This window comes from Kitasatospora sp. NPDC034023 (genome assembly GCF_055575795.1).
On sequence record NZ_JBVIRY010000032.1, the window covers coordinates 37,476 to 56,965 of the forward strand.

Consider the following 19,490-nt stretch of genomic DNA (forward strand, 5'->3'; position numbering starts at 1 on the left):
CAGGGGGTCAGCGGCCCGATCGTCGGCTCCAGTCCAGGTACTGCCGGCGGACGTACCCGCGCGGGTCGCCGTCGGCGGTGACGCCGTCGTGGTCGGCCAGTTGCTCGGCCGCGAACCGCGCGCCCGCCACCTCCTCCAGGTCCGCGTCGCCAGTGCCCGCCGCCAGCCGGTCGCACAGCGCGGCGCGGCGCAGCAGGTACTCGCGCCGCCGCCGGGGCGGCTCGTTGCCGCTGCGCCGGTACGCGTCGAGGTGCCGGTTCTCCTCCGCGACGGCGGGCGCGTCCGCGTACGCCTCCCCGGGCGTGGGCACCGTCCCGACCGGCACGGTCCGTGCGGGTGGGGGCGGGAGCGGCGGCAGGCCGTGGGCGGAGAGCACGGCGTCCGCGAACTCCGGGCGGTCGACGGGCAGGCCGTGCCGGCCGAAGAGGGCGAACAGCTCGGCGAGGGCGCGCGGTTCGACTCCACGCGGCCGGTCGTCGTCGTCGATCGTGAGTTCGCCGAGGAGCGGACCCCAGAACCGGCCGGGCGGGTCGACGAGCCGCAGCCGCAGACGGACCCGATGGGCGCTGTTCTCCTGCTCCTCGTCGAAGTCCATGGCCATCCCCCGGATCTCCGACCAGGTGTAGTGCTTCGCGACGAGCAGGCGCACCACGGTGAGGCCCGACTCCGTCTCCCGCAGCCAGAACGTGCGCGGCGCGCCGACCGTCACGGCGGCGACGATTGCGGCGCCGATCAGCAGGGTCGTCCCGACGCTCGTGGCGCCGGTCGAGCTCAGCACGATCGCCGCGATCAGGGCCGGCAGGCAGCCGACCCCGATGACGTCCGCCCGTCGCCGCATGAACGCCAGCCGTATCAAGGCCAGTTGTCCCGTCGCCATCCCGCCCCTCCCCGGTCGTGCTCCCACCCTCGCGGTCGGCGCGCGGCCCGGACAAGCGCGGGCCGGCAGCTGTGACGGCTCCGTGACGAACCCGCCCGCCACACCGGCCCGCTGCCCGCTGCCCGCTGCCCGCTGCCCGCTGCCCGCTGCCCGCTGCCTCCCTACCTCCCGCGCAGGCGCCGGACGAGGTCGCGGGCAGCGGCCGGCCAGCGCGGGTACTCGAAGGTGAAACCGGCCTCGAGCAGCCGGGTCGGGACGACGCGGCGGCTCTTCAGCAGCAGTTCGGACTCGGAGCGCAGGGTGAAGGCGCCGATTTCGGCCATCCAGCGCGCGGCGGGCAGGGCCAGCGGCATGCCCCAGGCCGTGCGCAGGTCGCGCATGAACTCGCGTTGGGGCAGCGGGTGCGGGGCGGCGAGGTTGACCGGACCGGTCAGCTCCTCGTGGGCGATCAGGAAGTCGACGGCGCGGGCGAAGTCGTGTTCGTGGATCCAGGAGACGTACTGCGCGCCGCCCGCGATCGGGCCGCCGGCACCGAGGCGGGCCAGCCAGGAGAGCGAGTCGAAGGCGCCGCAGCGTTCGGCGCCGAGGACGACGGCGGTGCGCAGCGCGACCTTGCGGGTGGCCGGGGTGTCGGCTTCCGCCTGGGCCGCTTCCCAGGCCCGGGCGATGTCGATGCTGTACCGCCAGGAGGCCGGGGCGTCGGGTTCGGCGCCGCCGATCAGGCCGTCGTGCTCGCCGTTCGGGGCGTCGTGGCGGTGGGCGTAGACGGTGGCGGTGCTCATCTGCAGCCAGACGGCGGGCGGGCGGCGCGCGGCCGCGACGGCCAGGCCGACGGCGCGGGTGGAGAGGACCCGGGAGTCCATCATCTCGCGCCGGTTCTCCTCCGTGTAGCGGCAGTTGACGCTGCGCCCGGCGAGGTTGACCACGACGTCGCTGCCGTCGATCTGCTCCGCCCAGGCTCCGAGCGTGCGCCCGTCCCAGCCGACCTGCCGGGGTCGGTCGGGTCTGCGGCTCAGGGTGACCACCTGGTGTCCGGCGGCGGTCAGGCTGCGGTCGAGCAGCATGCCGAGGGCGCCGGCTCCTCCGGGAATGACGACCTTCATGCGTTCCCCCTCTTCTTCTCGGGCCAGCCTAGCCCAGAGTTCTGAACGCGTTCAATTGCGCGGGTTCCCTGATTCCTGACACCACGCTCGCATCCTGAAACCGCGCTGAAACCGCGCTGAAGGCGGCTCCCGGCAGGCTCTGGGACGTCGGAAGCCCCACCTCACGAAACGAGAAACCCACGTGACCAGCACGCCCGCCACCCCCGTCCGGCTGACCCCCGAGGACATCGAGAACCCCGTCGGCGCCTACGCCGCCTTTCGCGAGCAGGCCGAGCTGCCCCACGTCGTCCTGCCCGGCCTGGAGAGCCCGGTGCGGCTGGTCACCCGCTACGCCGACGTCAAGGCCGCGCTCACCGAGCCGCGCCTGGTCCGGGACCGCAGCGGCATCGCCGCCCCGGCCGGCGCCGAGTCCGACCCGCAGGACGAACTGCTGGCCGCCGCCTTCGAGGGCTTCCCCGCTGACTACGCCAAGTACCTCTCCGGCCACCTCGCACTCTTCGACGGCGAGGACCACGCCCGCCGCCGCGCCCCGCTCACCCGCGCCTTCACCGCCCGCCGGATCGCCGACCTGCGCGGCTTCGTCGAGCGCACCGCCGCCGAGCTGATCGCCGGCCTCGCCGCCCAGGACGAACCCGCCGACCTGCTGGGCGAGTTCGCCTACCCGCTCACCACGTACGTGGTCTGCGAGCTGGTCGGCGTCGAGGCGGCCGACCGGGCCAGGGTCTGCGAATGGATCCGCGACTTCGCGTACGGCGACGGCAGCCGGATGGTCGAGGGCCTGGTCGGCATCGTCGACTACGTCAAGGAGCTGATCGCCCGCCGCCGCGCCGAGCCCACCGAGGACCTCATCTCCGCGCTGGTGCACGACACCCGCGACGGCGAGGAGCCGCTGGCCGAGGACGACCTGGTGACCGTCGTGTTCCTCCTGATCAACACCGGCATCACCCCGCCCGCCCTCTTCCTCGCCCACGGTTTGCTCGCCCTGTTCGACCACCCCGACCAGCTCGCCCGGCTGCGCTCCGAGCCGCAGCTGCTGGAGCGCGCCGTCCCCGAACTGCTGCGGTACATCAGCCTGGTGCGGATCGGCGCCACCCTCTACGCCACCGAGGACTTCGAGTTCGCCGCGACGGCGCTGAAGGCCGGCGACCCGGTGACCGTCGCCCTGCTGGCCGCCGACCACGACCCGCAGGAGTACGGCGAGACGCCCGAACGGCTGGACATCGCCCGGGAGTTCGGGCGCGGCGACGGCCACCTGGCGTTCGGCCACGGCGCGCACTACTGCCTCGGCGCGGCCCTCGGCCGACTGGTCACCTCGGTGGTCCTCGACCAGGTGCTCATCCGGCGGCCGGACGCGGCGCTCGGCGTCGGACGGGACGAGCTGCAGTTCGGCCACTGGCCGGCCGACGGCTTCCACCTGCTGCGGCTGCCGGTGCGGCTCTGAGCAGGGGCGTCCCGCCAGGGCCCCGGGACCGCACCAGCGACGACGCCTCCGCCGCCAGGGCGTCAGGGCATCAGGGAGTCAGGGAGTCAGGGTCGCACCAGCGCCAGCGCCTCCGCTGCCAGGGCGGCCCGGTCCAGCGCCGCGTACCCGGTGACCGCCCGGTGGTACTCCCCCGCGTCGGCCCGCTCGGCGTCGCGCCGGGCCGGGGCCGATCCCATGGTCGGCTGGAAGCTGCGCAGGCAGCGGAAGCGCTCGGCCAGCGCGACCATCCGCACCCCGGCCCCGGTCCGCTCGGCGTCGGACTCGCGGGCACCCCGGTCCAGCGCGGCCAGGCCGAGCGCGAGCAGCAGTGCCCCGGCGAGCGGGCCCGCCACCAACACCGCCTGGCCGTCCTCGCCGTCGCCGGCCAGCAGTGCGGCCAGCCGCTCCGGGAGGGCGGCGGCCAGCGGCGCGACCCGCTCCAGCTCGCCGTGCCGGGCGTGCGCGGCCACGCAGACCGCCGCCAGTTCCAGCGCCCAGGACGGGTCCGTAAGGGGGCCCGCGGGCGGCTCCGCCCCACGGGCCGACAGCCCGGCGGCCCGCCGCCACAGCGCCAGTCCTGCCGCCGACTCGCCCCGGGCGAGCGCCAGTTCCGCCCGGACCCCAAGCTCGGGAGCCACCAGGTCGACCGCCTCCTCCGGCCGGTGCCGTACCGCCAGCTCCAGCCAGTGCTCGGCGCCGTCCGAGTCCCCGGCCTGCAGGCTACCGATCACCATGCCCCAGCGCAGGCCCAACATGTCCTTCCAGTCGCCGAGTTCGTCCAACGCCGCGATCGCCGCGCGCAGCAGCGGCAGCGCCTCCGAACCCCGCTCATCCTGCAGGTACAGCTCGCCCAGGCGGGCCGGCGCCAGCACCCGCAGCCAGGGCACCCGCAGCGACTCGAAGGCCGCCAGCGTCCGCCGCGCCGAGGCGATCGCCCGCTCCACCTGCCGTGCGCCCTCCCACCGGTAGCCGGCCACCGCCTCGGCCACGCCCGCGAGCAGTGGCTCGGACGCGGCGCACAGCTCCGCCAGCCGGGTGCCGTCCGGGCCCAGCACCTCGGGCACGGCCGCCATCACGGCGGCGATCGCCCGCACGGGGGTGTCGGGCACGGCCGGGGGCAGCCGCCGCAGGGTGGCCAGCAGGCGCAGCGCGCCGGTGCCGGCGCCGAGGCCGCCGCCTGCGGTGAGCAGGGTGTTGACGGTGCTCAGGGCGGTGAGGGTGCGCACTGCATCCGCCAATTCCTGGGCGGTGTCGGCCCGTTCGAGCTCGGTCCAGTGCCGGGAGACCGGGCCGCCGGTGTCCTCGGCCAAGGCCAGCAGTCGGACGTAGTTGCCCTCGGTCGTCCACAGCGCGGCGAGGACGGCGGCGATCGCGGCGATCGCCGGACCAACCCCGGTATCCCCGACATCCCCGGTGCCCCCGGCGTCTCCCGCGCCCCCGCCGTTCTCGGCGTTCTCGGCGGCGAGGGCCAGTCGCAGCGCGCGGACCAGATTGTCCTGCTCCGCCCGGATCAGCCGCCACTGCGCCACTGCCGCAGGACCGAACGGTCCGTCGTGGTGAGCGAGGCCGAACTCCCGTGCCCAGTCGAGGAATCGGCTGGTGACGGACTCCTCCTCCCCCTCGTCCGCGCGCTGGGCGGCGCCGAACTCCCGTACCGTCTCCAGCATCCGGAAGCGCCCGCCGGTCGGAGTGTCGACCAGTCGCAGCCACGACTGGTCGACCAGGTCCTCCAGCACGGTCAGCGCGTCGGGGTCGTCCAGCAGGTGCTCGGCGGTCCGGGCGGTGAAGCCGCCGGGGAAGACGGAGAGCGCGCGCAGCGCCGCCCGGCCCGGCGCCTCCAGCAGGTTCCAGCTCCAGTCGACCACCGCCTGCAGGGTACGGTGGCGCTGCGGCGCGTCCCGGGGACCGCCGCGCAGCAGGGCGAAGCGGTCCGCCAGCCGTCCGGCGATCTCGGCCACCGACAACACCCGCACCCGGGCCGCCGCCAGCTCCACCGCCAGCGGCAGCCCGTCCAACCGGGCGCACAGTTCGGCGACCGGCCCGGCGGGCAGTTCCACGTCGGGGCGCGCGGCGCGGGCCCGCTGGGTGAACAGTTCGACGGCGGCGTCCCGGCCCAACTCCGGGAGCAGGTAAACCGATTCGGCGGAGATACCGAGTGGCGCACGGCTGGTGGTCAGCACCCGGACGTCCCGGCGGGCGGCCACCAGGGCGTGCGCCAACTCGGCGGCTCCGCGCACCACCTGCTCACAGTTGTCCAGCACCAGCAGCGCCGGCCCGGGGCCCAGCGCGCCGGAGATCCCGGCCGGATCGCCCACGCCGAGCGCCGCCGCCACCTCCCCGGCCACGTCCTCGTCCGCCACCACCCCTGCCAGCGGCACCAGGTGCACCACCCGCTGCGCCGCCTCCCGCGCCATGGCCGCCGCCAGCCGGGTCTTCCCCAGCCCGCCGGGGCCCACCACCGACACCACCCGGGCGGTCCGCAGCAGCTCGGCCACGGCGGCGAGGTCGGCCTCCCGGCCCACCAGCGCGTTCGGCTCGTGCGGCACCCCGCGCCGCACCGGGGCCGCCTCACCGCGCAGCAACTCCTGGTGCAGCGCCCGAAGTTCGGGCCCCGGGTCGGTGCCGAGCGTGTCCCGCAGCCCACGGCGGTAGCGGTCGTACCGGCCGAGCGCGGACGCCGCCCCGGCGGTCCGGGCCTCGCAGCGCAGCAGCTCCAGCAGCACCTCCTCGTCCCGAGCCCGGCCGGTCGCCTCCACGGCGAGGGCCTCCACCGCCTCCGCGTGCCGTCCGGTCCGCGCCAGTGCGAGCGCCCGCGCCCGCCGCAACGCCCGGTAGGTGCGCGCCCGTTCGGCACGCAGCACGGCGACCGGGTCCGCCCCCGCGGGTTCGTCCGCGATGTCCCCCGGGCCCCAGAGCTCCAGCCCGGCCTCGGCCTCGGCGAGTGCCCCGGCATGGTCCCCGGCCCGCGCCTTCTCCGCGCAGGCGGCGGCGTGCAACAGCACCGCCGAGGCGTCCACCCGCTCCTCCCCGAGCCCCAGCCGGTACCCGGTCGGGGTGCTGACGATCAGCTCCGCCCCGAACCTCGCCCGCGCCCGCGACACCAGCACCTGCAGCGCCTTCCCCGGCCGCTCGGGCCCCTCCTGCGGCCACAGCCCGTCCACCAGCCGCCCGCTGCCGCACCCACCACGCACCTCCCCCGCCAACAGCGCCAACAGCCCCCGCAGCCCGGGCGCGGTGACCTCCTCTCCCCGGCAGGAGACCGTCGACAGAATGCGCAGCTCGATCGTCACCGCGCCAGATTAGCGATCAGGAACGATCATGGCTTTCCCAGTACTTGACCTGACCGAACAACCGCGGTCTCTGCACGGAGCATTGTCCGTGCCTCTCGCCGGAGGACACGCTCGCCGCGCTCGGGCGCAGAGCCCGGACCGCGCGGCCTCGCGGGGGCCCCTGCCCACCCCCGTCGGGCAGGGGCCCTCGCCGCTTCTTTTCGGACAGCCGGTGCCGCACGGCCCGTTGACGCGGCTTGTCTGAACATGTGAAATGTCACCCATCACACGCGATGCACCATCCAGCGATTTGAACGTTCAAACAGTTTCCCGACCACCCAGCACCCCGCCCCCGACCGGAAGAGGATCCGCCATGCCGCCCCGCACCCGCGCCTTACCGTCCGGTCTCCTGCTCCTGGCCGTCCTCGCCGCCCAGGCCCTCGGCAGCGTCCCGGCGTTCGCCGACGACCCGGCGTTCGCCAACAACCGGGCACCGCTCGTGGACGGCGGCAGCTACGTCCTCGGCTCCGCCCTGGACGGCAGCTGCCTCGGCCCGCAGTACGCGCAATCGGCCCCCGGCACCCCCGTCGTCGGCGCGGACTGCCAACGACTGCTCAGCCAGCGCTGGCAGCTGCGCCGCACCGGCGACGACTACCTGCTCGTCAACGCCGCGAGCGGCCGCTGCCTCACCCTCGACGGCCCGGGTCGCCCGCCCGCCACCGCCGACTGCGGCACCGCCCCCGACGCCGAGCGCTTCACCGTCTCCCGTGGCCCCCGGGGCACGTACACCCTCGCCGTACGCGGCACCGGCGCCTGCCTGAGCACCGAGCCCACGCCGACGCCGACTTCGACCGCTACTCCCACGGTCGCTCCCACCCCGGCGCACGGCGGCTGCGACGCCCGTCCGGCCCACCGCTGGACGCTCACCCGCACCGAACCCCTCGTCCTCGCCAACCCCGGCTTCGAGCAGGGCGCCGACGGCTGGACCCTCACCGGGCACACCGGCATCGCCACCAACAACCCGCACGGCGGCGCCCGCCTCGCCTACCTCGACGCCGGGCCCGGCTACGCGATCACCCACCAGGCGACCGCCGCCGGCGCGGGCAGCTACGACCTCTCCGCCTGGATCGCGACCGGCGGCCCCGGGGGCACCCTCTCGGTCAGCGTCAACGGCGCCGTCGTGCGCTCGCTCACCCTCCCCGAGCAGTCCACCTACGCGAAGTACACCCTCCCCCGGATCCGGGTCGCCGCCGGCGACCGGCTCGTCCTCACCGTCGGCTCCTCGCCCACCGGCTGGGTCAACGTGGACGACGCGGCCGTGGCCCCGTCCGCCCCCAACGACCCGGTCGCCACCTCTTCCGACCCCGAGGTCGCCGCCCTGTTCGACTGGGCCAAGACCAAGGCCAACAGCTGGGTGCAGCAGGCCGGCACCACCGGCGTCCTCGACATGGACGAGAACCACCCTGGCGGCACCGGCAGCACCGCCTACGACACCACGTACTGGGCCGGCTACCCGTTCCGATCCGCCTTCTACAGCCGGGACTTCGCCCACCAGCTGGTCGGCGCGCACCTGCTGGGCCTGGACGCCGAGAACAAGACCATGCTGCGCGGCTTCGCCGCCTCCGCCACCGAGGTCAACGGGCTCTACCCGGTCTGGGCGCTCAACTTCGACGCCCGGACGTACGGCGCCATCGACTACCGCGGCCCGAACCGCTTCGTCCGCGAGCTGCCCGCGCCCTTCGAGCTCGTCCAGAAGGCCGGTGAGGCCTACCGCTGGACCGGCGACCGCGACTACGCCGACGACCCGGCCCTCGGCACCTACGTCCGCAACACCCTCGGCCCGTTCATCGCCGGCCACCCCGGCCCGGTCGACAACGGCGGCCTGCCGATCCCACAGGCCACCAGCCGCAGCATCTTCGCCGGCACCGCCAGCTACGCCGAGAACGCCGCCGGGACCTACGCCGAGGCCGGTGACGCGCTGGGCGCCCAGTACCAGGCCTACCTCGCCGCCGCCACGCTGGCCGACGCCCGGGGCGACGCCACCTCCGCCGCCGGCTACCGGCAGGCCGCCGAGGCGCTCCGCTCGTACGTCAACTCCACCTGGAGCGTGGACAGTCAGCACCCCGGCGAGGTCGTGCACGGCTACGACACCGCCGGTCGGCCGGTCACCGGCTGGGGTTACGAGGCGAGTGTGCTGATGCCGGTCAAGCGGCTCATCGACCCCGGGCCCCGCCGGGACGCCCTCCTCGCCGCCGTCGACGCCGCCGACTCCGGCCCGGAACGCTCGGTCAACCTGGAGGCCTACACCTACCTGCCGGACGCCTTCTTCGCCAACCAGGACGGCACCACCGCCTGGAAGTGGATGCGGTACGTCTACGAGAGCGTCGGCGCCCAGCACGCCAGCGGGCAGATGCTCAACGGCGACTACCCCGAGGTTCCGTTCACCCTGCTCGCCCAGACCGTCCAGGGCCTGCTCGGCGTCGAGCCGGACGCGGCCACCGGCACGCTCGCCACCGCCTCCCGGCTACCCGCCTCGATGGGCTGGCTGCAGGTCGCGTCCATTCCGGTCGGCGACGGCACGGTGACCGTCCGCCACGACGGCGAACGGGCCAGCACCGTCACCAACACCGGTACGAAGCCGCTCACTTGGGAGGCCCGCTTCCGAGGGCCGCACGCGCGCGTCACCGTCGACGGCCAGGCGCGGGAGGCGCACACCAGGGTCGTCGACGGCGTCACGTACACCTACGCCACCGTCACCCTCGCCCCCGGCCGCTCCGCGACCGCGGCGGTCACCGACTGACCCCCGCCACACCGCTGACCCCCACACCGCACCACCCGCGGCCGGCCGGCCCCACCCGGCCGGCCGCGGCTCCCCCAAGCTCCTGACGGGCTGTCGCATCCCCCACACCCGCAGGAGTGCGCGCATGCACCCCCCGCCGACCCGCTCGGCAACGGCAACGCCCTGACCCCGCCGATGGGATGGCACCCTCAGCTCCTGAGCCACCCCGACCGGGTGCCGGCCGCCTGCGCGACGCGGGCGGCCGGCACCCGCACCAGCACCGCCACACTCAGGCCGAAGATCAGCACCCCCAGCGGGACGTGGACCGACGGAACGTGCGCGATGCCCAGGACCACCTGCGCCGAGGCCAGCACCAGGAAACCGGACGCGTACAGGATCGGCCGGGGCGATCCGCCACCCGGCCGCCACGCCAGGATCGCGGCCAGCACGTACAGCATCGACGCCCCGTACATCACCCGCGCCCCGACGCCGTGCAGCACCTCACCGTAGGAGGTGGACAGCAGCAGGCCGGCCGTGACCGCCTGGAAGAGGACGGCCGCGGTCTGCAGGGCGATCGCGGCCCGCAGGAACGTGACGCTGCGCGGTTCTGCTGCCGTCGTCGGTGTGACCATGACGCGGTCCCCTCTTCTGCCTCGCGGCGGTGATCGATAGTGTCTCGGTCAACCGACGACGCAGGGCCGCCGAGTGTGAGGTCCGGTCCGGCCTCACAGCCCGGTGCGCTTCCTCGTCGACACGGCGAGCGCCGCGACGGGCTGAAACGACGAGCGGACCAGGGAGCGGCCCCGACCATGAGCACCCCCTCCGAGCCCGGCCCCGACCGGTCGCACGACGGACCGCAAGACCGACCGCACGACAGTCCCTTCGAACCGGACCTGAGCGTGATCGTCGGCGAGCGGCGGCAGCTGATCAACCTCGCCTACCGGCTGCTCGGTTCACTGACTGAGGCCGAGGACGCCGTCCAGGAGACGTACGCCCGCTGGTACGCGATGCCGCGGGAGCGGCAGGAGGCCGTCGCCGCGCCCGGCGCCTGGCTGACGACGGTGGCCACCCGCGTCTGCCTGGACCTGCTCGGATCGGCGCGGGTCCGGCGCGAGCGCTACGTCGGCGAGTGGATACCCGAGCCGCTGCCCGACCGTACCGAGTGGATCGGCGGGCCGGGCGGCGGCCGGGAGAGGGCGGCCGACCCGGCCGACTGGGTCACCCTGGACGAGTCGGTGAACATGGCCTTCCTCGTCGTCCTGGAGGCGATGACCCCGGCCGAACGCGTGGCGTTCATCCTGCACGACGTCTTCCGGTACCCCTTCCCCGAGGTCGCCGAGATCGTCGGCCGCACCCCCGCGGCCTGTCGGCAGCTGGCCTCCTCGGCCCGCCGCAGGGTGCGCGGCGCGCAGCCGCCGACCGTCCCCAGGGCCGGGCAGGCCGGTCTGGTGCGGCACTTCAAGGAGGCCTGGGAGGCCGGGGACATCGAGGCCCTGGTCGGCCTGCTCGCCCCCGACGCCACGATGGCCGCCGACGGCGGCGGCCTGGTCGGCGCCGTCCTGCGCCCCGTCCTGGGCGCCGAGCGGATCGCCCAGTACCTGATCCACATCGCCGACAAGGCCCCCGGGCTCACCCTCCTGGAGCGGACGGTCAACGGCCGACCCGGCCTGGTCGCCCAGCACGCCGGTGTCACCGCGACCGTGGCGGCCTTCGGAGTGGACGTCGGCCGCATCACCCGCATCTGGGCGGTCCGCAACCCGGAGAAGCTGCGCCCGTGGACGGAGCACGGGCAGCTCCCCCGCTGAGGCCCCCGCCACGGCTCGTCCACCACCGGCTGCGCGCCTCGCCCCAGCTGCGGCTGCACCACGCCCACACGGCGGCCACGAGCCGCGCCGACCCCTGCCCCTTCGGCCCGGTCATGGCCCGGATGTGATCCGGATGTGGCCCGGATGCGGTCCGGTGATGGCCCCGTTGCGGCCCGGTTGTCCGTCGGGGGTGGCAGGCTGGGGGCATGTGCGGCCGCTTCGTCTCCACCACCACGCCCCAGGACCTCGTCTCGCTCCTCGGAGAACTCCGCTGGGACCCGGCCGAGAGCTTCGCGCCGAGTTGGAACGTCGCCCCCACCGACCCGGTCCCCGCCGTCCTGGAGCGCGTCGACCGGGACACCGGCGAGCTGCTGCGCCAACTGCGCCCGCTGCGCTGGGGACTGGTCCCGTCCTGGTCCAAGGACCCGTCCGGCGCCGCCCGCATGATCAACGCCCGTTCGGAGACGGTCGACACCAAGCCCGCCTTCCGCAAGGCCTTCACCGCCCGGCGCTGCGTCATCCCCGCCGACGGCTACTTCGAGTGGCGCGAGATCCCCGCCACCGCCGACCGCAAGAAGTACAAGCAGCCGTACTTCCTGAGCACCGGCGGCCTGATGCTGATGGCCGGCCTCTACGAGTTCTGGCGCGACCGCACCCGCCCCGACGACGACCCGCTCGCCTGGCTCGCCACCGCCACCGTCATCACCACCGACGCCACCGACAGCGCCGGCCGCATCCACGACCGGATGCCCCTCACCATCACCCCCGACGACCTCCCCGGCTGGCTCTCCCCCGCCCACACCGACCCCGCCGAACTCCACCACCTCCTGCGCCGCCCCGCCGGCGGCGACCTGCGCGTCCGCGCCGTCTCCCCCACCGTCAACAGCGTCCGCAACAACGGCCCCGAGTTGCTGGAGAGCGCCCCCGACCCCCTGGGCCTCGCGGACTGACCCGTCCTGACCACGCCGCCCGGCTCTTCGCGCCTTCGCACCTCCGCCAACGGTGGTGCGGCTCGACGCCGGACGTTCCTCAGCGGTCCGCAGAGCCGCCGAAGGCGCGTAGTGAGGGAATCGCGCCGGTTCGTCCGGGTCAGGTGCGCTCGAAGCCGTGGGTGTGCCCGATGACCTCGAAGCCACGGCGCGCGTACCAGTTTCGCGGCCAGTCGTCGGACTCCGCGATCAGGAAGCGCGTGCCGCAGCCGGCGTCCGTCGCACGGCGCAGGGCGGCGGCCAGGACGGCATCGGCGTGGCCGCGCCGGCGGTGTGCCTCGGCGGTGAGCAGGTCCTCGACCTGGGCGATCCCGAGGACGGGTTCGAGGTAGAGGTCGGTCCAGGCGGCCACCTCGCCGTTGTCCGCCTGTGCGCCGAGGAGCTGGACGCGTTCGGCCCCGCGCCGGGACGTCACCCGCCGGTCGACCAGCGACCGGACCACCTCCTCGCCCGCCGCCGGGAGCGCCGTCCGCCAACTCGCCGAGAGCGGCTCCCGGATCGCCTCCAGGTCGACCTCCTCGACGCAGCGCCCTTCGCCGACGGCGGGGGTCGGGCCGGTGTGCAGCATCACCAGGTAGGTGCTGTGCCGGTACCCGGCCCGCCGGAACGGCTCGACGCACGCCTCCCCGAACTCCCCGTCCAGTACGGACACCAGACGGAACGGCCGCTCGCCCATCACCTCGTCGACGAGGCCGGGCAGGGCGGCCGGCGCCGTGTCGGTGCGGTCGACGAAGACCTGGTTGTTCGACCACGAGCCCGCGAAGCGGTCGTCGAACACCGCGAACCCGCCCGGGAGTTCGACCGTACGCTCGGCCCGCCGACGCGCGAACCCGGCCAGGAAGGCGTTGATCCGCCGCACTTCGTCATCCGACATGCCAGGCACTCTACGGCGTCCCGCCGACCGGGCCGCAGCGGGCGCGGGCCCGCCCATCTCCACCTCCCGATCGTGGTCCTGCCTCCAGGACGTGGGCGGCCGGACGCGAGCACCACCGGTTGGTGCCACGGCTTCACGCCACCGCCGGCCGACCCAGCGGGAGGAGGTACTGGATGGGCTCCTCCCGGTCGTCGAGGCCGAGGAGTTCGTGGGCGAGGTCGTCCCGGAAGCCGCCGAGGGGGGTGGTGCCGAGGCCGTGGGCGGCGGCAGCGCGAGCGCAGGCTGTGCCAGAGCATCGTGGGCAGGCGGTGGGTGGTCATCGCGTCCTTCCCGGACGGCTGGGCGAACAGGGACGGCTGGCGGGACGGGTTCGGGCCAGAGGGACGGGTGCGGCCAGAGAAACGGGTGCGGCCAGGGAAACGGGTGCGGCCAGGGGAACGGGTGCGGCTAGGGGAACGGGTGCGGGTGGAGCGGCAGTTCGTCGTGGCGCAGCGGTCCCGGGGCGCGGCCGAGCCGGTGCGGGACCTCGAGCAGCCGTGGCAGGCCGCGGGTGCGGCGGTTGACGTGGCCGAAGGTCATCGGCAGCGTGCCGGGCACGATCACCTTGGCGCAGTGCAGGCCGAGCCGGTCGCGGGCGCCGGGCTCGTCCTGGGTGACCACGACGACCTCCAGGTCCTCCCCGGCGAGCCGGGCGACGGTGCGTTCCAGCAGGTCGGTCAGGTCGGTGACCGGTGCGGGGGTGCCGGGCAGGTGCTCGGTCCAGGGCACCGGGGGCGGGCCGGTGAAGAGGAAGTCCAGCCGGGGCTGCGCCTCGGGCAGGGCGTTGAGGCCGACGTGGTCGTCCAGGCTGACGACCAGGTCGGGGCCGGTAGTCCGTGCACCGGCGGCGCATCCCCGTCGCTCCTTCAGCCGCGCTTGAGCGATCCGCGACCGACGTGCCACGTTCCACGTGCCACCGCCGAAGGTGCCTGACATCCCTTTCAGCACCGGGAGTTGGGAGCACACCGAAGCGCGGGTGCGGCCGGTCCGCACCCGCGAAGACCCTCCAAAGCCTTCTCAGCGCAGCGGCAGCAGCCCCGGCACCGGGCCGCCGCGCCGGGACAGGCGGCGCAGGAACGTGGCGACGCCGGGGGTGCCGACCGCCCAGGCGCGCGCCTCCGCGTCCGGTTGCCGGCCCGGGAAGACCGGCCGGTTCGGCGGGCCGCCGGCACGGGTGAGGAGGAGACCCGCCAGGTCCTCGGCCGCCGCCCAGTGGCGGGCGTCTGCGGTGGCGTCCGCCAGGTCGATCAGGAGGTCCCCGACACCGGCCAGGCCGCAGCAGCGGAACACCTGGGCGGTCCTCGGAGCGACGGTTCGGCAGGTGGCGGCGGCGTCGGCGGCCAGGGCGAGCAGGTCCTCGTCGCCGTACCGGAGGCCGGCCTGGACCAGCAGCGTGCCGAGTCCGGCCAGTCCCCGGCACCAGGAGAGGTAGCGGCGGGTCGCGCCGGGCCGGCGGGCGGCGTCCGCGATCCGGGGGAGGTCGGCGGCGAGGCCGTCGACGATCCGGCGGGCGGTGTGCTGCGACGCCTCGTCGGGCATCGCGAGCAGGAAGTGGGCGACGCCGGCCCGGCCGTGCGCGAAGCCCTCCGCGAGGGCGGCGGTGCCGGGGTTGGGCGGGTCCTCGGGTTCGTCGAGCGGTCCGGTCGTCAGCCGTGCGGCGCAGCGGGCGGCAGCCGCGCGGTGCCGGTCGGCGCGCTGCCGGTCTCCCGCCGAGCCGACGGCCGCCGATCCGCCGACGGCCGAGCCGACGGCCGCGAGCAGCAGGTGCCCGGTGCCGATCCCGGCCGCACCGGCGATCTGGTCCGTCCCCACGCCCAGGCCAGGCGCGGCGCGCAGACCGGAGGGGAGCGGTTCCGTCCCGAGTGCGGCCGCCGCTTCGGCGAGGAACAGCTCGACGCCCGTACGGCCTTGGTACAGGGAGTCGTCGAGGCGGTCGAGGGCCGGGTGGGCGGCGGTCCAGCGGGCGAGGTCGGCGGCGGCGGAGCGGGCGTCCGGGCGGTCCGCGTGCTGCAGCAGTTCGAGGCCGAGCCCGGCCGCGCCGTCGTAGAGGGAGAGCAGGGTGCGGGGCCGCTCCGCGCCGGGGCCGGCGGCGACCAGCTCGCGGGCCATCCGTACGCACGTGGTGACGGTGTGGTCGAGGGCCTCGTCCAGCAGCGCGCGCCCGGGCCGCGTCGGCCGCCGCCGTACGGGAGCGGCGTCCGCACGCGCGCGGCGCAGTCGCGAGGCCGCTGCGGCGCGCTGCGCCGGGTCGAAACTCAGCAGCCCCGCGACCAGGTCCACCACCGGGTCGGCCTCGGGGAGGGCGGCGCGCAGGCAGGCGAGGGTGCGGTCGCGGTTGGTCGCCGGGTCGGGGTCGATGACGACCGGGTCGAGTCCGGTGAGGGCGTAGTGCAGGGTGGTGCCCAGCGCGTAGTGGTCTTCGGTGGGGTCGTCGCCGGTGCCGCCCGGCAGGCCGTAGCCGGCGGTGGCGCCCGGCGGGCGGTCGCCGGCCAGGGCGCTCACGCCGAAGTCGACCAGTGCGGCACGGCCGTCGGGGTCGAGCACCACGTTGGCGGGTTTGAGGTCGCACACCACCACGCCGCGCGCGTGCACCGCGTCGAGGATCCGCAGCAGCCCGCGCGCCAGTGTCCACCCGTCGCGCCCACCGTCCCGGGGGCCTGCGACCGCAAGGGCGCTGTACGGGCCGGAGGTGAGGACGTCACGGCGCAGGTCCCGTCTCCCGCACGCGCCGCTGACCAGGTATTCGTCGGTGCCGTGCCGGAAGTAGTCGACCAGCGGCGGCACTCCGGGCACCCCGGCCAGTGCGGCGAGCACTCGGCGTTCGTGCCGCAGCCGGCCGCGTGCGTCGGTGCCGGCGCCGTCCTCGGCGACGAAGGCCCTGGCCTGTTTGACCACCACCTCGCGCCCGGTGGCGAGTTCGACCGCGCGGTAGACGTGGCCGCTCGGCGCGCGGGTGATGCCCGCCGTGATGCGGTAGCGCCCGTCGCCGACCCGGGTGGTCGCCGGACGGGCGGGGGCGTCCGGCGGGGTGAACGGGTCGCTCGCCCAGGGTGGTTGGCGGTAACGGGCTTCGGCCAGGCCCGGGAACGGCGAGCCGTCGGGGCCGGTCATGCCGCGTTCCGCTTCGTCGTCCGTGACGCGGAACGGTCCGTAGCGGTAGTACAGCGGGGCGTCCGGCCGGATCCGGCGGTCGCTCACCACCGCGGGGCCGGCCCATCCGGTCAGGGCCCGCGCCAACTCCGTTGCCAGGGCGTGGACTTCGTCCGGCCGGGGGTAGAGCGTCACGGCTTTGCCGACGGCGGCGGCGCCGTGGCGGCCGCTGTTGAGTTCCTGCAGCACCGCGGCGCTCCGGGCGAACTTCGCGTCGCAGGTGTGGCGCAGCAGGATCGGGACCACCACGTCCAGCAGGTCCGCCAGTTCGCCCGGGCGGGTGGACACGTGCAGCTTCCATCCGTGGGCCAGCTCCGGCATCCGCGGGTCCTGGAGGTACCACCACGGCCCGTCCTCGCGCAGTGGCCCGCGCGGGACGGGAGTGGCGGCGGCGAGCGCCTCACCCCTTCTCGGCGGCGCCTCACCCCTCCGCTGCGGCGCCTCGCCGCTTCGCAACAGCTCTTCGACTCTGCGTCGCAGCGATTCGGCGGAGCCGGGGTCGGGTGGTGCGTCCATGGTTCCGTCCCTTCCCCGGTTCCGCTTCGTGCCCGGCTGATCGCTCGGGTCAGGCGTTCATCTCGCAGGGGAAGCGGGTCAGAAGTCGACCTCGCACGGGAAGCGGGTCGGAACGTACGTGACCCACGGGTCGGCGAGACACGCGACCGGCGTGAGGTCCGCGTCGAGCTCGTCCTCGAAGGTGAGGGTGTCCTCGTCGATGTCCAGCAGGCCTGCGTCGCGGATGTCGGTCATCACTGCGCTCATGTGGATCCTCCCGGTGATTCTGGTCATTGGGATCTCTGACTGGGCTGCCTCATGCTAGCCACGCCCACCGGGCCGTCACAGGGGTCGGACAGACCTGGCAACTCGCCTACGACAAAGGACGGTTCCGTTTGTGGACGCCGTCTGCGTCCACCCTCACACCTCGCCGCCTCCGCCCGGGTCCGCCCTCGACGAGGCGGTGAGCCGTCAAGCCCGGACCGGAGCAGTCAGCGCGGGCAGGGTTGCTCCCGGCCGGTACGACACGGCGGGCCGGCCCGGTACCCGAGGGGTGGGTACCGGGCCGGCCCGTGCCGCGTGTCACGCCGGGTCAGCGCGCGGCGGTCTTGCGGGTGCGGCGGGAGACGGAGTCCAGTACGACGGCGGCGAGCAGGACGGCACCGGTGATCATGTACTGAATGGCCTGGTTGACGTGGACCAGGTCGAGTCCGGTGATGATCGACTGGATGACCAGGATGCCGAGGAGCGCGGACCAGGTCTTGCCGCGCCCGCCGAACAGGCTCGTGCCGCCGATGACAGCCGCGGCGATGGAGTTCATCAGGACGTTGCCGCCGCCGAGGATCTTGTCCGCGGAACCCTGCTGGGAGGCGATGAACAGGCCACCGAGGGCCGCCATGCCGGCGGAGATCATGAAGACGGAAATCCGGATCCAGGCGACGTTGATGCCCGCACGGCGGGCGGCCTCCACGCCACCGCCGACGGCGAAGACCTGCCGGCCGTAGCTCGTGCGGCGCAGGACGAAGTCGGTGATGACGACGACGGACAGGAAGACGAGCAGGGGCAGCGGCAGGCCGCGGTCCTGGTTGAGCATGTAGGCGGCGGTCAGCGCGATGACGGCGAGGACTCCGGTGCGCAGCGCGATCTCGCTCATCGGGCGCGCGGCGAGGCCGGCGGTGGCGCGGCGGCGGGCGTCGAGGATCTGGCCGGCGGCGAAGAGCGCGACGCCGAGGACGGCGAGGCCCCAGGTGTAGGCGATGTCGCCGTCGCCGAGGAAGTACGTGTCCAGGTTGGCCACCACGCCGTCGTTGACGACGTTGACGGTGCCCTTGTCGCCCAGCACGTACTGCTGCAGGCCGCTCCAGGCGAGCAGGCCGGCGAGCGTGACGACGAAGGCCGGGACGCCGATCTTGGCGAAGAAGAAGCCGTGCAGGGCGCCGATGGCGACGGCGGCACCGATGGCGATGAGGCAGGCGACCCATTCGTTGTAGCCGGAGCGCACGGACAGGACGGCGGCGATCGAGGCGGAGACGCCGGCGACGGACCCCAGCGAGAGGTCGATCTCGCCGAGGAGGAGCACGAAGACGATGCCGACGGCGATCAGGCCGGGGCCGGCGATCCACTTGGTGATGTTGGTGAGGTTGTCGGCGTTGAGGAAGTCGCCGGTGATGCCCTGGAAGATGGCGCCGATGAGGATCAGGCCGAGGACGACGGGCACGGAGCCGAGATCGCCGTTCTTCATCTTCCGCTTGAACTCGGCGAGGTAGCCGGCGAGGCCGGCCTCGCGGACGAGCAGGCGGGGGTCGACCGCGGGGGCGGCCGGGGCGGGGGTGGTCTGTTCGGTGGTCACTTCGCTTCTTCCGCGATTCGGGCCTGACGACGGGTGACGGCGTTCTCGGTGGCGCCGGTGATGGCGGAGATGATCACCTCGTGCGAGGTGGTCGCCACCTCGAAGACGCCGTTGTTCCGGCCCAGGCGCAGGACGGCGACGGTGTCGGCGACGGCCTTGACGTCGGCCATGTTGTGGCTGATCAGGATGACGCCGAGGCCGCGGTCGCGCAGGCGCTCGACGAGGTCGAGGACCTGGGCGGTCTGCTCGACGCCGAGGGCGGCGGTGGGTTCGTCCAGGATGACGATCTTGGGGTCGCCGACGAGTGCACGGGCAATGGCGACCACCTGGCGCTGGCCGCCGGAGAGGGCGGCGATGGGGATGCGCACGCTCGGGATGCGGATGGAGAGGGTGTCGAGGAGTTCACGGGCGCGCTTCTCCATCGCGACCTCGTCGAGCGTGCCGAAGCGCTTCAGCTCACGGCCGAGGAAGAGGTTTCCGACCACGTCGAGGTTGTCGCACAGCGCGAGGTCCTGGTAGACGGTGGCGACGCCGAGGGCCTGGGCGTCGTGCGGGCGGCCGATGGAGACCGCCTGGCCCTCCCACTCGATCGCTCCCTCGTCGATCGGGTGGACGCCGGCGATGGTCTTCACCAGCGTGGACTTTCCGGCGCCGTTGTCGCCGACCAGGGCCACCACCTCGCCTGCGTGCACCTCCAGGTGCACGTCGGTGAGTGCCTGGACAGCGCCGAAGCGCTTGGAGACCCCGCGCAACGCCAGTACGGGTGCGCCTGTCACGTGAACCATCTCCTTCTTCCCGC

Annotated in this window: 14 protein-coding genes and 1 pseudogene; 4 read left to right on the forward strand and 11 right to left on the reverse strand. The window is 74.4% G+C overall.

Annotated elements, in window-relative coordinates; genetic code table 11:
* Positions 1-7 precede the first annotated feature (7 nt).
* Both ACZ52R_RS33005 and ACZ52R_RS33010 read right to left on the reverse strand, forming a co-directional pair.
* Complete coding sequence (locus tag ACZ52R_RS33005; RefSeq protein ID WP_465754675.1) at positions 8-877, reverse strand: hypothetical protein; 870 nt, start codon at positions 875-877, stop codon at positions 8-10.
* Positions 878-1,038: 161 nt separating this feature from the next.
* Positions 1,039-1,980, reverse strand: a complete 942-nt coding sequence (locus ACZ52R_RS33010) for a TIGR01777 family oxidoreductase (protein WP_465754676.1) — start codon at positions 1,978-1,980, stop codon at positions 1,039-1,041.
* Between the two features lie 181 nt (positions 1,981-2,161).
* Between ACZ52R_RS33010 and ACZ52R_RS33015 the strand changes: the two genes are divergently transcribed.
* A complete protein-coding gene (locus ACZ52R_RS33015) occupies positions 2,162-3,421 on the forward strand; it encodes a cytochrome P450 (protein ID WP_465754677.1) in 1,260 nt (419 codons plus the stop codon).
* An 86-nt stretch (positions 3,422-3,507) separates the two neighbouring features.
* Here the strand turns inward: ACZ52R_RS33015 and ACZ52R_RS33020 are convergent, their stop codons facing one another.
* On the reverse strand, positions 3,508-6,732 hold the full coding sequence (locus ACZ52R_RS33020) for an ATP-binding protein (RefSeq protein ID WP_465754678.1): 3,225 nt from the start codon (positions 6,730-6,732) through the stop codon (positions 3,508-3,510).
* Between the two features lie 352 nt (positions 6,733-7,084).
* Here ACZ52R_RS33020 and ACZ52R_RS33025 point away from each other — a divergent pair, with 352 nt between their 5' ends.
* On the forward strand, positions 7,085-9,511 hold the full coding sequence (locus ACZ52R_RS33025; protein WP_465660607.1) for an RICIN domain-containing protein: 2,427 nt from the start codon (positions 7,085-7,087) through the stop codon (positions 9,509-9,511).
* 188 nt (positions 9,512-9,699) lie between these two features.
* Here the strand turns inward: ACZ52R_RS33025 and ACZ52R_RS33030 are convergent, their stop codons facing one another.
* Complete coding sequence (locus ACZ52R_RS33030) at positions 9,700-10,122, reverse strand: hypothetical protein (RefSeq protein WP_465614914.1); 423 nt, start codon at positions 10,120-10,122, stop codon at positions 9,700-9,702.
* A gap of 177 nt (positions 10,123-10,299) precedes the next feature.
* Between ACZ52R_RS33030 and sigJ the strand changes: the two genes are divergently transcribed.
* Positions 10,300-11,295 (forward strand): RNA polymerase sigma factor SigJ, encoded by a 996-nt coding sequence (sigJ, locus tag ACZ52R_RS33035; protein WP_465754679.1) that lies wholly within the window; start codon positions 10,300-10,302, stop codon positions 11,293-11,295.
* A 206-nt stretch (positions 11,296-11,501) separates the two neighbouring features.
* Complete coding sequence (locus ACZ52R_RS33040) at positions 11,502-12,245, forward strand: SOS response-associated peptidase (RefSeq protein ID WP_465754680.1); 744 nt, start codon at positions 11,502-11,504, stop codon at positions 12,243-12,245.
* A gap of 139 nt (positions 12,246-12,384) precedes the next feature.
* Here the strand turns inward: ACZ52R_RS33040 and ACZ52R_RS33045 are convergent, their stop codons facing one another.
* The 7 genes and pseudogenes from ACZ52R_RS33045 to ACZ52R_RS33075 all read right to left on the reverse strand — a co-directional run bounded on the left by ACZ52R_RS33045 (position 12,385) and on the right by ACZ52R_RS33075 (position 19,476).
* The gene (locus tag ACZ52R_RS33045) at positions 12,385-13,158 is read right to left on the reverse strand and encodes a GNAT family N-acetyltransferase (protein WP_465754681.1); all 774 of its coding nucleotides are present in this window, start codon (positions 13,156-13,158) and stop codon (positions 12,385-12,387) included.
* Positions 13,159-13,291: 133 nt separating this feature from the next.
* Positions 13,292-13,417: pseudogene (locus ACZ52R_RS33050) on the reverse strand (nitroreductase family protein); the annotation flags it as partial.
* Between the two features lie 188 nt (positions 13,418-13,605).
* Positions 13,606-14,100, reverse strand: a complete 495-nt coding sequence (locus ACZ52R_RS33055) for a YcaO-like family protein (protein WP_465754682.1) — start codon at positions 14,098-14,100, stop codon at positions 13,606-13,608.
* A gap of 114 nt (positions 14,101-14,214) precedes the next feature.
* Positions 14,215-16,863 carry a class IV lanthionine synthetase LanL gene (gene lanL, locus ACZ52R_RS33060; RefSeq protein WP_465754683.1) on the reverse strand — a complete coding sequence of 883 codons (2,649 nt, stop codon included), beginning with the start codon at positions 16,861-16,863 and terminating at the stop codon, positions 14,215-14,217.
* A gap of 78 nt (positions 16,864-16,941) precedes the next feature.
* Positions 16,942-17,109, reverse strand: coding sequence for an SflA family class IV lanthipeptide (locus ACZ52R_RS33065; RefSeq protein WP_465614908.1), 168 nt, complete (start codon positions 17,107-17,109; stop codon positions 16,942-16,944).
* Between the two features lie 325 nt (positions 17,110-17,434).
* Entirely contained in the window at positions 17,435-18,691 is a 1,257-nt protein-coding gene (locus ACZ52R_RS33070; protein WP_360501972.1) for a sugar ABC transporter permease, read from the reverse strand.
* Positions 18,688-19,476, reverse strand: a complete 789-nt coding sequence (locus tag ACZ52R_RS33075; protein WP_360501970.1) for an ATP-binding cassette domain-containing protein — start codon at positions 19,474-19,476, stop codon at positions 18,688-18,690. The genes ACZ52R_RS33070 and ACZ52R_RS33075 overlap by 4 nt, the downstream gene beginning before the upstream one ends.
* Positions 19,477-19,490 lie beyond the last annotated feature (14 nt).